Below are 12,123 nucleotides of genomic sequence, written 5' to 3'. Positions count from 1 at the left end.
CTGCTGGCCGAGGCGCCGAACGGCGCTCGCCGCCTCATGCGGCGGACCAAGGCCGCGGAGCGGCCGCCCGGCGCTTGAGGGCACCAAGAGACCTCACAACCGGAACCAGCGCGCCGCATTGATCAGCGTGATCAGCCCCGCCGCCACATAGGTCAGCGCCGCGGCGCGCAGCACGCGGCGGGCCTGGGGCAGGTCGGCCGGCGCCAGGTAGCCGCCCTGCTGCAGCACCGGCAGCGCCTTGCCGAAGCTGGCATCCAGCTCCACCGGAAGCGTCACCGCATGCACCGCCAGCCGCCCGGCAAACAGCACCACTACCAGGGCCAGCTGCACCGCGATCAGCGACGGGGACCGCACCGCAACGAAAACCAGAGGCATCGAAATCAGCATCACCTGGCCGATCCGGTCGAGCGGCGCGATGGCCTGGATCAGCGCCATGCGCCGGCGGAAGCCGGGCTCGCCGCGAGCGTGCTGCACGGCATGCGAGACCTCATGCGCCGCCACCGCCACGGCGGCGATGGAGCGGCCGGCGAAATGCGGCGGCGTCAGGCGGATGATGCCCGCGCCGGGGTCGTAATGGTCGCCGACCTTGGATTCCTCCACCTGCACATGGCGCAGATCGGCCTCATCCAGCAGGTGGCGCGCCAGCTCCCCGCCGGTGCCGGGCAGGTCCGTCCGCTCCGCCTGCGCCACATGCAGCACATGCTGCACCCAGAGCTGCGGCCCGAAGATCAGCGCCAGCAGCAGGATGCCGCCGAGGATGATGAGGACGGCCATCAGACGACGGGGCTGCGCCCGCCATCGACGTTAATGGCGGTGCCGGTGACGTAGCCGCCCTGGTCAGAGGCGAGGAAAGTGGCCATCGCGGCGAATTCATCGGCGCGCCCGATGCGACCCATCGGCACCGCCTTGCCCTGTTCCGTCTTCCAGTCTTCCCAGGAGATGCCGCGCGGGTCGGCTGCGTGGCGGCGCACCCACTGGTCGCTCTCGATGATGCCGACCAGCATGCCGTTCACCAGGATGCCGTGCGGCGCGCCCTCACCGGCCAGGATCTTGGTCAGCGCCATGCCCGCGGCGCGGGAGACGGCGGTGGGAGCGCCGCCGGCGGCGGGCGCCTTGGCGCCGATGTTCAGCACATTGATGATGCGGCCCCAGCCGCGTGCCTGCATGCCGGGCCAGACCGCGCGGGTCAGCCGGATGGCGGCGAACAGCTTCAGATCCAGGTCGGCCTGCCACAGCGCGTCATCCACCTCCATGAAGGGGCCGCGCTGGCTGGTGCCGGCGTTGTTCACCAGGATGTCGACCGGACCGAGTTCCTCGGCCGCCTGCGCGGCGGCGCGGGCGCAGCCTTCGGCGGTGCCGACATCAGCCGAAATGGCGGCGATGCGGGCACCCTGGAATTTGCCGAGGATCCGCGCCTTGGCGGCGTCCAGTGCCTCCACCCCGCGGGCGACCAGCGCCACGGCGGCGCCAGATTCGACATAGCTTTCGGCTATGGCGAGGCCGAGTCCCTTTGACCCCCCGGTGATCAGGGCGGTGTGGCCATCGAGGCGGATCTGCATGTGGTTGTTTTCCTGGACGTGTGGGCGAATGGGCGATCGACGGGGCTCGAACCCGCGACATCCAAGACCACAACCTGGCGCTCTACCAACTGAGCTACGACCGCCACACGCCACTTTCCGGGCAACACCCCGGGGGGCGGGTGATAGGGCGAGGCGGGCGGTCGCGTCAACCGGGGGGATGCGCGCTGGCGGGGGCGGATGCGAGATCGGCCGGACCGAAGGCGTCTGGCAGCAGGGCGGCCAGCCTGGTCTCTCGCACCGAACCATCCGCCGTGCGCATCACCACGCGCAGCGCGCCATCCGGTGAAAATTCGGACAGCACCTGCCGGCAGATGCCGCAGGGGGAGAGCGCAATGCCGGCGGGGCCGGCGATTGCGATGGCCCGAAAGCGCCGGCGGCCGGCAGCGATCGCGGCGCCCACCGCCACGCGTTCGGCGCAGATGGTGGCACCGTAGCTGGCATTCTCGAGGTTGCAGCCGGGCTGGATGGTGCCGTCGTCGCACAGCAGGGCGGCGCCCACCCGGAATCTGGAATAGGGCGCGTACGCCTGGTCGCGGGCCGCCTCCGCCGCGTCCAGCAAGGCGGCCGGGTCCATCTTCACCCGGCGGCCACGCGGGCTTCGCCGCTGCGCGTCGCGAGCCAAACCTCCATCCGCGCCAGCGCTTCGTCCAGTACCGCATCACCCTTGCAGAAGGCGAAGCGCGCATAGTGGCTCGGCGCGTCCGAGGAGGCATAGAAGGCCGTGACCGGAATGGCGGTGACCTTCGCCTCCACCGTCAGGGTGCGGCAGAAGGCCACGTCGTCTCCGTTGAAGCCCAGCGGCCGGAAATCCGTGGTGATGAAATAGCTGCCCTGGGTCGGCAGCACGCCGAAGCCGAGTCGCGCCAACCCCGCCGCCAGCCGGTCTCGCTTCGCCTGCAGGCTGGTGGACAGGCCCTCGAAGTAGGAATCGGGCTTCGACAGACCGACCGCGATGCCGCGCTGCAGGTTGGGCGGGGTGGTGAAGGTCAGGTTCTGGTGCGCCTTGGTGACATTGCCGGCCAGGCTGCGGTCGCAGGTGACATATCCGATCTTCCAGCCTGTCAGGCTGAAGGTCTTTCCGGCTGAGCCGATTCGCATGCAGCGCTCGCGCATGCGAGGCAGGGTAATCAGCGGGACATGCTTCCAGCCATCGAAGGTCAGGTGCTCATAGACTTCGTCGCAAATGGCGTAGCAATCGTGCCGCTCGATCAGGTCGGCGATGAAGGCGAGCTCGGCATGGGTGAAGACCTTGCCGGTCGGGTTCATCGGGGTGTTGAGCAGCACCGCCTTGGTCTTTGGCCCGAAGGCCGCGGCGAGTTCTGCCCGGGGCAAGTCCCATTTCGGCGGCGTCAGGCGCACCAGTTTCGGCACGGCACCCAGCAGTTTCACCACTGGCAGGTAGGTGTCGTACAGCGGCTCGATCAGCACGCATTCATCGCCGGGGTTCAGCACCGCCATCAGGCAGGCGGTGATGGCCTCGGTGGCGCCGGAGGTGACGATGACCTCGGCGTTGGGGTCCACCTCCAGCCCGTAGAAGCGGCGGTTATGGACGGCGACGGCCTGGCGCAGGTCCGGATGGCCGGACATCGGCGGATATTGGTTGCGGCCATCCTTCAAGGCAGCGGCTGCGGCCTCAATGACGTCTTCCGGGCCGTCATAGTCCGGAAAACCCTGGCCAAGGTTGATGGCGCCATGTTCGGTGGCGAGCGCCGACATCACCGTGAAGATGGTGGTCCCGGTGGCGGAGAGCAGGTCGTTCTGGGGCTTCACGGGCGGGTCTCTCGGGAGGGCTTGCAGCGCGGCGATGATGATGGGGGGCGTTGGCCGAAGGCGCAACATGGCGCGAAGCGCCTGCCTGTTTTATGTGCGATATGCCTGTGATATGATCGTTTCTGATGCTGGCCCTGCCAGATTCCACGGCCTGCGCCGTTGCCCGGATGGCACGCGCCATGCAACACGGTGGGGAACCGGGCAGTGGCCTGGCCGGGAGGAATTCAGCGCTTGCGTCGGGCCATCCGGCCGGCATGCGGAGCGACGGAGCCGATGAAGAAGATCGAGGCGATCATCAAGCCCTTCAAACTCGATGAGGTGAAGGACGCGTTGCACGAGATTGGCCTGCAAGGGCTGACCGTGGTCGAGGCGAAGGGGTTCGGGCGCCAGAAGGGCCATACCGAGCTGTATCGCGGCGCCGAATACGTCGTGGACTTCCTGCCGAAGGTGAAGATCGAGGTGGTTTGCCCCGATGAGTTGATGGAACGCGCGATCGAGGCGATCACCGCTGCGGCCCGCACCGGGCGCATCGGCGATGGCAAGATCTTTGTCAGCGACGTTCAGGAAGTCATCCGCATCCGCACCGGTGAACGGGGCGAAGACGCGGTTTGAGATCTGATCCGCCAGGCCGAAGGGCCAGGGCGGGCGAAGACGGGCCGGACCGGCGATCACGCCGGGGAAGGCTGGCCGGATGGCCGCGGCGCCCCCTCGGGGGTGGCGGCACCATCCGGGCGCGTGGCGGGGGCCGGTCCCCGTCGCGCGGCAATGGGACCGGGACGAACAAAGACAGGACCGCACACGATGGCGAAGAAGCCGGCAGCCGGGGGCAGCAACGCCGCCGTCTCCAAGGTCATGGAAATGATCAAGGAGCACAGCGTCGAATACGTCGATTTCCGTTTCACCGACCCGCGCGGCAAGTGGCAGCACACCGCGCAGCACGTCTCCACCATCGATGAGGACGTGTTCGCCGACGGCATCATGTTCGACGGCTCCTCGATCGCCGGCTGGAAGGCGATCAACGAGTCCGACATGATCCTGATGCCGGACCCCTCGACGGCGGTGATGGATCCCTTCGCGGCCAAGCCGCAGATGATCCTGTTCTGCGACATCGTGGAGCCCTCGACCGGCCAGATGTATTCGCGCGACCCGCGCAGCACGGCCAAGCGCGCCGAGGCCTATCTGAAGTCGACCGGCATCGGCGACACGGCCTTTTTCGGCCCGGAGGCCGAGTTCTTCGTGTTCGACAGCGTGAAGTTCGGCACGGGCGGCAACTACGGCATCTATCAGCTCGATTCCATCGAGGGTCCGGGCGCCAGCCTGAAGGACTACCCGGAGGGCAACATGGGCCACCGCCCGGTGGTCAAGGGCGGCTACTTCCCGGTGGCGCCGGTGGACAGCGAGGGCGACCTGCGCGCCGAGATGCTGTCGACCATGGGCGAGATGGGCCTGGCGATCGAGAAGCACCACCACGAGGTGGCGCAGTCCCAGCATGAGCTGGGCACCAAGTTCGGCCCGCTGGTGCAGCAGGCCGACCACATGCAGATCTACAAGTACTGCGTGCACAATGTGGCCCACAGCTACGGCAAGACCGCGACCTTCATGCCGAAGCCGATCTACGGCGACAATGGCAGCGGCATGCATGTGCACCAGTCGATCTGGAAGGCCGGCAAGCCGGTGTTCGCGGGCAACGGCTATGCCGACCTGTCCGAGATGGCGCTGTACTACATCGGCGGCATCATCAAGCACGCCAAGGCGCTGAACGCCTTCACCAACCCCACTACGAACTCTTACAAGCGCCTGATCCCGGGCTTCGAGGCTCCCGTGCTGCTGGCCTATTCGGCCCGTAACCGCTCCGCCTCCTGCCGCATTCCCTACGCGACAAACCCGAAGGCCAAGCGCGTCGAGGTTCGCTTCCCGGATCCGGGTGCGAACCCCTACCTCGCCTTCGCCGCCATGCTCATGGCCGGCCTCGATGGCATCAAGAACAAGATCCATCCGGGCGATGCCATGGACAAGGACCTGTACGACCTGCCGCCGGAGGAACTGAAGGGCATCCCGACCGTCTGCGGGTCCCTGCGCGAGGCGCTCGGTTCGCTCGCCGCCGACCACGAGTTCCTGCTGGCCGGCGACGTGTTCACCAAGGACCAGATCGAGAGCTATATCGAGCTGAAGTGGGGCGAGGTGTACAAGTTCGAGCACACGCCGCACCCGGTCGAGTTCGAGATGTACTACTCGGTCTGAGTTATCTGGCTGACCGGCGGCGTCCGTAGGGCGCTGGCCTGGAAAGCCCGGTCACGACACGGCTCGAAATGTTTCGGGGGGTCGGATTGCTGCTATTCTGCAGCTTTCCGGCCCCTTTTTTGTTGCGACGGCGTGCGGCTGCGTCTCGGCGATCACGCTTCGGGTAATTTGCCTGACTTTCCTCCACCACGGTTCACCTGAGTGCGTGGGAGTGCTGAATTGACGTTCGGATGGATGTATCGAAGGTCGAGGCACAACTCTTGGTAGAAAATTCTCGTGTCTCCACGATCATTCTGGACCAGGCCTTGGCGCGTCTCGGCCGTTTCGCGCGCGTCTGCATCGGTGTCGAGAATGCAGAAGTCGTGTTGGGCACGCCGCCGGCAGATGAAGCCGTGCCGACGGCTGGCTTCCACTATCCGAGGCCCCTCCATGGCCGTGACGGCCATCTGCTCGGCACGTTGTGGCTGCACGACTCCAGGCCGCGGGGCGGTTTGTCCGACGCCGAAAACGCCATGCTGGATGACCTCGCGTCCGCTGCTGTTGACGCTTTGGAGCATCAACAGGAGATCGCGGCGCTCGCATTGCGGGAGCGCCTGCTGCGACTGGTGGTCGATGCACCCAGCTTTGCGCTGGCGGTTGAGCGGGCCATGGCGGAGTTGCGCGCGGCAACGGATTCGATGCTGTGCCTGTTCTTTCGGCTGGGCCCGGACGGCCGGCACATGCAGCTTGTGGCCGGCCAAGCCAGCACGCCGGAACTGACCGCGGCCTATCTCGACCACCTGCGCCGGATGGATGTGCGGGTGGACAACTCCCTGGTCGGCCAGGTGGCTGCCACGGGTGAGCAGCGGGTCGTGCCGTACATCGACGCATCGATTCAGCGGCAATACCCCGCCATCAGCCTTTCCGTGGAACAGCGCATCGTCTCCAACATTGTCACGCCCCTCTCACTGGGGGGGGAGCGCTACGCCTTCAGCGTGGGTTTCGGCCCGGGCTTGCACGGGCTGCCGGTGTTGGCGGAGATGCTGATGGGGCTGGGCAGCGCCTTGCGGCCGCTGCTGCGCCGCCTGCTGGACGCGGAACAGATTGCGCTGAATGAACAGCGCTTCCGACTGGTCGCCGGCGCGACTGCGGAAATCGTCTGGGACTGGAACCTCGCCTCCGGCCAGATCTGGTGGAGCGAGGAAATGACGCGCCAGTTCGGCCATCCGGTGCCGGACCCACTGCCCGGGCTGGGCTGGTGGTCCGGCCTTGTGGTCGCGGAAGAACGGGAGGCGGTGACGGCAGCCCGCAAGGCGGCGGTCGCAGGTACCGACCAGTGGAAAGCGGAGTATCGCTTCAGCAAGGCAGATGGCAGCGTGGCGCTGGTCTCCGACCGCGGCTTCCTGGTGCGCGATGCGGACGGCATTGCGCTGCGGATGGTTGGCAGCATGGTGGATGTCACCCGCCAGCGCGCCCTGGAGGAGCAACTCCGCCAGGCGCAACGCCTGGATGCGCTCGGCAATCTGACCGGTGGCGTGGCGCATGATTTTAACAATCTGCTGGCGGTCATCATCGGAAATGCCGAGTTGATGACCGAGGAACTTGCCCTCGATGCCTGCGCGCGCAGCCATCTCGAGGTGATCCTGGCAGCGGCGGAGCGGGGTGCTGAGCTGACAGGTCGGCTGCTCACCTTCGCCCGGCTGCATCCGCTCGCGCCCAAGGTGGTCGATGTGAATCACCTCCTCCGTAACATGGAGGATCTGTTGCGCCGCCTGCTGGGGGCGCCGGTGGAGGTAATCCTGACCCTCAGCCGTGGTGAGGCGCCGGCGGTGATCGACGGGCCGCAGCTTGAGAATGCGGTGCTGAATCTCTGCATCAATGCGCGGGATGCGATGCCGCTGGGTGGAAGGCTTGGCATCACCACGGCCTGCATCGGTCCCGCGGCGCTGGCGGCGGCCGATCTGGACGTGCCGCCGGCCGACTACGTTGCCGTCACGGTCACCGATACCGGCGCGGGCATGCCAGCCGAGGTCGCTTCCCGCGCTTTCGAGCCATTCTTCACCACCAAGGCCTTTGGCAAGGGCAGCGGTCTTGGCCTCAGCATGGTGTTTGGTTTCGTCAGCCAGTCCCATGGCCATGTCCGGATTACCACCGCGCCCGGGAAGGGTACCGCCGTGACCCTCTACCTGCCGCGGTCCGATCGGGCGGCGGAAGCCGCGGGGCCGGACGCACCGACCGTCCTGGCCGCCGGCAAGGGGCGGGTGCTGCTGGTGGAGGACGATCCTTCCCTCCGGCAGACCGCGACGGTGCAACTGCAGAGGCTGGGGTATGAGGTACTGACCGCTGCGAATGGCGAGGTCGCGCTGGATATGGTGCGGCGGGAGGCCTCGCTGGACCTACTTTTCACCGACGTCGTCATGCCCGGCCGCCTGAATGGCCACCAGCTTGCTCGGGAGGCTACGGCGTTGCGGCCCGAGCTGCGGGTGTTGTTCACATCCGGCTACCAGGCGAATGCGGCACCGGAGTCGGGCGATCTGGAAGGCGGTTTTCCGCTGCTGCCGAAGCCCTATCGCCTGGCGGACTTGGCCAAGGCCATTCGCCAGCTACTCGATCCGATGCCAAGCGAGGCGGCGGCCGCGCCGGATACCCCTCGACACTAGGGAATAGCGCTGCGCCGATGAGCGGGGCCTCGGATTTCCTTGCATAAAGTTCGACGACGAACTAAATAGTTTGAAATCAAACATATGAGGGTTCGCATGTCCGTCACCCGCCGCCGCACCCTTCGTGCCATCGCCACCACCCAATTCATGCTGCTGCCGCTTGGCACCCTCGGTCAGGAGCTTCGCAGCGATCCGGCTGTGCCCTGGGCAGCGGCGCCGATGGCTGCCACGCATCCCGATCCACGCATCCGCGCCCTGTCCTGGGCCGTATTGGCGCCCAATCCACACAACAGGCAGCCCTGGATTGCGGAGTTACCGGCGGCGGCGCCCGATACGGTTGTGCTGCGTTGCGATCTCGACCGTCGCCTGCCGGTGACTGACCGGTTTGACCGGCAGATCACCATCGGCCTCGGCGCCTTCGTTGAGCTGTTCCGCATGGCCGCCGCAGCCCAGGGCTTCGGCCTGGAAATGACGCCGTTCCCGGAGGGCGAGCCACAGCCGCGGCTCGATGGGAGGCCGGTGGCGCGGCTTCGTTTGGTGCCCGGCGGGTTCGCGGACCCGCTTTTTGCCCAGGCGAGTACGCGACGATCCGTGAAGCGGCCCTTTGCCATGGACCGTCCGGTACCCGAGGCCGCACTCGCCGCGCTGGCCGCGGCGGTAATGCCGCCCTCGCAATTCGGCGGCACGGTGGACCAGGCCCGAGTCGCCGCGCTGCGCGACCTGGCGTGGCGCGCCTGGCAAATTGAGGCGACAACACCGGCGGCGCATCAGGAAAGCGTCGCGCTGATGCGCCTGGGGCGAGACGCCGTCGCGGCGCAGCCGGATGGGATCAGCCTCTACGGACCGGGGTTGGAGGAGGCCGTGGCCGCCGGGCAGCTCACCCAGGCCGCGATGTTGCCCGGCCGGCCGGGCTACGACATGATGGTGCAACGCTATCGCGCCATGCTGGCGGCCACCCCAGCCTTCCTCTGGACCACGACGCCGGGCAATGGCCGGACTGAGCAGTTGCAGGCGGGACGGGACTGGCTGCGCCTCAACCTGGCGGCCACCGCGGCTGGCCTGTGCCTTCACCCTGTCAGCCAGGCCCTGCAGGAGTACCCGGAGATGGATGGCCCTTACCGCCAGGCGCAAGCGGAACTCGGTGCAGGTGGCGTCGTCCAGATGCTGGCGCGCCTGGGCTACGGTCCCGCCGTGCTGCCAACTCCGCGCTGGCCGGCGGCCAGCCGTATCCGCGCTGCATGAGTCCACCAAACGACCCACCGATCTTCGCTCTGTTGAACGAGATCGGCATCATCGAGCATCTGGCCCGTAACCGGGCGGAGCGCGCGCTACCGGATGGGCTGCGCCTGTCCCACTTCATCGTGCTGAACCATCTTGTCAGGCTCGGCGATGGCCGCAGCCTGGCGCGCATCGCCCGCGCCGTGCAGGTCGAGCGCCCTGCGATGACCAACACCATCCAGAAGCTGGAGGCGCGTGGGTTGGTTCGTGGCGTGCCGGACCCGCGGGATGGGCGCGGGAAGCTGGTGTTCCTGACTGAGGCTGGTCGCGCGATGCGCGAGCAAGGCGTCGTCGCCATGGCAGAGGCGATCAGGCCGGTGCCGCACGGCTTGGCAGCGGAAGAGATTGCCGGATTGCTGGCGCCGCTGCGCCGCCTGCGCGCTGCGCTGGACCGCGCCAGGGACGCAGATCCCGACCCGGAGCCTCAGCGGTAGCGCGTGGCGCCCCAAAAGCCGGGCGGCGTCGCGGTCATATGCTGCAAACCGGTACGCGCCAGGGCAAGGCCGATTTCCCGTGTCGCTGCCTCCATTACCGCATCCTCCGCCACGTGCCGGACCACGCGGCCCTGCATCAACACGCGACCGCTGACCAGTACCGTGTCCACATCCGACCCCACGGCGAAGCAGACCAGCCGGTAAAGCGGCATGTCGCCGGGCCAAAGATGCGGCTTGTGCAGATCGACCACCGTGATGTCGGCCCGCTTCCCGGCCTCCAGGCTGCCGATCTCGTCCTCCATCCCGAGCCCGCGGGCCGCGTCGCAGGTGATCATTTCCAGCGCCTTGCCTGGCGGTAGCACCTTCGCGTCCCGGAAATGGCGGCGGTGATAGTGCATCGCCTGGGTCATGTGGCGGAACATGTCGAAGCTGCGGTCGGGCGCGGTGCCGTCCGAACAGATGGCGACGGTGGCGCCTGCATCCATCAGCTCGATCGCCGGGCAGCGGCCGATGATGGACATGTTGGCCGACGGGTTGTGCGCAACCTTGGTGCCGGTTTCGGCGATGATGCGGATTTCGTCCTCCGCCAGGTCGATGCAGTGCGAGAGCAGCGCATCGGGGCCGAGGATGCCCTGCTCCATCGCGTCGCGCACCGTGCCGCCCTTGTGGCCATCCTGGGTAAAGCCCACGCCGCGGGCGCGGGACAGCGCGCGTACCTGCTTGGCGACCTCCGGGTAGATCGCTGCGGTTTCCGCTGTCACGCCATGGCGGCCCGGATAGCCCACAGGGGCGCAGAGCATGATCCGGGTCAGCCCATCGCCGGCGCCATGCAGCCGGTCGATCAGCGTGGCACAGACCTCCAACTGGTCCTGAAGCCCGATCTCGCGCTCCCGATGCGTGCCGCCCTGCCAGTCGTAGAACCGGTTCGGGTAAGGTGGCGGAGAAACGCCGGGGCAGAGCACGCTGCGGATGCCGATGCGGCGATAGCCTTCCGCATGCGCCTCGGCATGCGCGGCATCATCGGTGCGGGAGCCATAGGCGCCGAAGATGGACAGCCCGGTGGTGACGCCGGCCTTCAGCCGCTCCAGCGCCGCGAGGGCGCCATCTGCACCCCAGAATTCCGGCGTGGCGCCGCGCGGGTAGATGGCTTCCACCGATTCCGTCCAGCGCCCGCCATCGCCGCCGCCCAACGTCTTCACCAGCGTGTGGCCAGCATGGGCATGTGCATCGATCAGGCCCGGAAGCACCGCCTTGCCGGTGGCGTCGATCTCCGGCGTGCCGGGATGGGCGGCGCGCAGCGCGGCGGTGTCGCCGATCGCGGCGATGCGCTCGCCCTCCACAAGAACCGCGCCGCCTTCCAGCACCTGGCGAGCGGGGTTCATGGTGACCACCAGGCCGTTCGTGATCAACAGCTTGTCTGCCATCGGGCGTTCTCCTTCGAGGCTTCCGGCCGGGGCAGGGTTCCACGCCAGCGGCGCGGGGCCAAGGGGGTGACGCCTGCGGCGCCGCGGCTTAGCATCCGCCGCAATCCTCCGGAGACCCTTCCATGAAGTTGTATTACTCGCCCGGCGCCTGTTCCCTCGGTATCCACGTGATTCTCGAGGAGATCGGGAAGCCCTATGAGCTGTCGCTGGTGGCGCTGAAGGATGGCGCGCAGCACAAGCCGGATTTCGTGGCGGTGAATCCGAAGTCGAAGGTGCCGGCGCTGGACCGCGGCGACGGACGTGTCCTGACGGAGTTTCCGGTCATTGCCTGGTGGCTTGGCAAATCAAACCCCGAAGCGGGTCTGATGCCCACGGATTTCGAGGCCGAGACGCGCTGCCTGGAGATGCTCGATTACGTCTGCGGCACCGTCCACCCGCAGGGTTTCACCCGCCAGTTTCGCCCCGCCAACTTCACAGCGCGGGAGGAAGACCAGCCCAAGGTGGTGGAGCAAGGCAAGGCGATGGCCGGCAAATATTTCGAGACGCTGGAAAAGAACTGGAGTGGCGGCACCTATGTGCTCGCTTCTGGCTATTCCGTCGCCGACGCCGCGCTGTTGTTTGTGGAATACTGGGCAACCAGGCGTTCCGGTATGACACTGCCGTCGCACCTGGCCAAGCACCTGGATGCGATGCTGGCACGGCCTGCCGTGCAGCGCGCTTTGCAGCAGGAAGGGCTGCCGGCTTAGTCGCCGGCAGG

General features: G+C 67.4%; 11 protein-coding genes and 1 tRNA gene. 6 read left to right on the top strand and 6 right to left on the bottom strand.

From position 1 onward, the window contains the following. Window positions 1–93: 93 nt before the first annotated feature. The 5 genes from Q8S40_RS04145 to Q8S40_RS04125 all read right to left on the bottom strand — a co-directional run bounded on the left by Q8S40_RS04145 (window position 94) and on the right by Q8S40_RS04125 (window position 3,350). On the bottom strand, window positions 94–774 hold the full coding sequence (locus tag Q8S40_RS04145; RefSeq protein ID WP_305669393.1) for a zinc metallopeptidase: 681 nt from the start codon (window positions 772–774) through the stop codon (window positions 94–96). Next, entirely contained in the window at window positions 774–1,559 is a 786-nt protein-coding gene (locus tag Q8S40_RS04140) for an SDR family NAD(P)-dependent oxidoreductase (RefSeq protein WP_305669392.1), read from the bottom strand. Before Q8S40_RS04140 ends, Q8S40_RS04145 begins: the two co-directional genes overlap by 1 nt. 31 nt (window positions 1,560–1,590) lie before the next feature. Next, window positions 1,591–1,663: transfer RNA gene (locus Q8S40_RS04135), tRNA-His, on the bottom strand. A 62-nt stretch (window positions 1,664–1,725) separates the two neighbouring features. Further along, complete coding sequence (locus Q8S40_RS04130; RefSeq protein ID WP_305669451.1) at window positions 1,726–2,154, bottom strand: cytidine deaminase; 429 nt, start codon at window positions 2,152–2,154, stop codon at window positions 1,726–1,728. A 2-nt stretch (window positions 2,155–2,156) separates the two neighbouring features. Continuing rightward, window positions 2,157–3,350 (bottom strand): aminotransferase, encoded by a 1,194-nt coding sequence (locus tag Q8S40_RS04125; RefSeq protein ID WP_305669391.1) that lies wholly within the window; start codon window positions 3,348–3,350, stop codon window positions 2,157–2,159. Between the two features lie 273 nt (window positions 3,351–3,623). Between Q8S40_RS04125 and Q8S40_RS04120 the strand changes: the two genes are divergently transcribed. The 5 genes from Q8S40_RS04120 (at window position 3,624) to Q8S40_RS04100 (ending at window position 9,942) form a co-directional block, all read left to right on the top strand. Next, a complete protein-coding gene (locus Q8S40_RS04120) occupies window positions 3,624–3,962 on the top strand; it encodes a P-II family nitrogen regulator (protein ID WP_305669390.1) in 339 nt (112 codons plus the stop codon). Between the two features lie 189 nt (window positions 3,963–4,151). Next, on the top strand, window positions 4,152–5,591 hold the full coding sequence (glnA, locus tag Q8S40_RS04115) for a type I glutamate--ammonia ligase (RefSeq protein WP_304808938.1): 1,440 nt from the start codon (window positions 4,152–4,154) through the stop codon (window positions 5,589–5,591). A gap of 230 nt (window positions 5,592–5,821) precedes the next feature. After that, window positions 5,822–8,230: an ATP-binding protein gene (locus Q8S40_RS04110; protein WP_305669389.1), complete on the top strand. Its 2,409-nt coding sequence runs from the start codon at window positions 5,822–5,824 to the stop codon at window positions 8,228–8,230. Window positions 8,231–8,326: 96 nt separating this feature from the next. After that, window positions 8,327–9,472 carry an Acg family FMN-binding oxidoreductase gene (locus Q8S40_RS04105; protein ID WP_305669388.1) on the top strand — a complete coding sequence of 382 codons (1,146 nt, stop codon included), beginning with the start codon at window positions 8,327–8,329 and terminating at the stop codon, window positions 9,470–9,472. Beyond that, on the top strand, window positions 9,469–9,942 hold the full coding sequence (locus tag Q8S40_RS04100) for a MarR family winged helix-turn-helix transcriptional regulator (protein ID WP_305669387.1): 474 nt from the start codon (window positions 9,469–9,471) through the stop codon (window positions 9,940–9,942). The genes Q8S40_RS04105 and Q8S40_RS04100 overlap by 4 nt, the downstream gene beginning before the upstream one ends. Here the strand turns inward: Q8S40_RS04100 and Q8S40_RS04095 are convergent. Next, complete coding sequence (locus tag Q8S40_RS04095; RefSeq protein ID WP_304808930.1) at window positions 9,933–11,366, bottom strand: amidohydrolase family protein; 1,434 nt, start codon at window positions 11,364–11,366, stop codon at window positions 9,933–9,935. The two genes, Q8S40_RS04100 and Q8S40_RS04095, sit on opposite strands and share 10 nt — an antisense overlap. Before the next feature lie 122 nt (window positions 11,367–11,488). Here Q8S40_RS04095 and Q8S40_RS04090 point away from each other — a divergent pair, with 122 nt between their 5' ends. Beyond that, entirely contained in the window at window positions 11,489–12,112 is a 624-nt protein-coding gene (locus Q8S40_RS04090; protein WP_305669386.1) for a glutathione S-transferase family protein, read from the top strand. The last annotated feature ends 11 nt before the right edge of the window (window positions 12,113–12,123 follow it).

It is taken from the genome of Falsiroseomonas sp. (assembly GCF_030695085.1).
GTDB lineage: Bacteria > Pseudomonadota > Alphaproteobacteria > Acetobacterales > Acetobacteraceae > Falsiroseomonas.
Note: the sequence above shows the minus strand (reverse complement) of the source record. Positions and strands in the feature narration are given on the sequence as shown.

Excerpts from the sequence above, each read along its gene's own strand:
- Q8S40_RS04145 (WP_305669393.1), bottom strand. The coding sequence starts at position 774 with ATGGCCGTCCTCATCATCCTCGGCGGCATCCTGCTGCTGGCGCTGATC.
- Q8S40_RS04140 (WP_305669392.1), bottom strand. The coding sequence starts at position 1,559 with ATGCAGATCCGCCTCGATGGCCACACCGCCCTGATCACCGGGGGGTCA.
- Q8S40_RS04130 (WP_305669451.1), bottom strand. The coding sequence starts at position 2,154 with ATGGACCCGGCCGCCTTGCTGGACGCGGCGGAGGCGGCCCGCGACCAG.
- Q8S40_RS04120 (WP_305669390.1), top strand. The coding sequence starts at position 3,624 with ATGAAGAAGATCGAGGCGATCATCAAGCCCTTCAAACTCGATGAGGTG.
- glnA (WP_304808938.1), top strand. The coding sequence starts at position 4,152 with ATGGCGAAGAAGCCGGCAGCCGGGGGCAGCAACGCCGCCGTCTCCAAG.
- Q8S40_RS04110 (WP_305669389.1), top strand. The coding sequence starts at position 5,822 with ATGGATGTATCGAAGGTCGAGGCACAACTCTTGGTAGAAAATTCTCGT.
- Q8S40_RS04105 (WP_305669388.1), top strand. The coding sequence starts at position 8,327 with ATGTCCGTCACCCGCCGCCGCACCCTTCGTGCCATCGCCACCACCCAA.
- Q8S40_RS04100 (WP_305669387.1), top strand. The coding sequence starts at position 9,469 with ATGAGTCCACCAAACGACCCACCGATCTTCGCTCTGTTGAACGAGATC.
- Q8S40_RS04095 (WP_304808930.1), bottom strand. The coding sequence starts at position 11,366 with ATGGCAGACAAGCTGTTGATCACGAACGGCCTGGTGGTCACCATGAAC.
- Q8S40_RS04090 (WP_305669386.1), top strand. The coding sequence starts at position 11,489 with ATGAAGTTGTATTACTCGCCCGGCGCCTGTTCCCTCGGTATCCACGTG.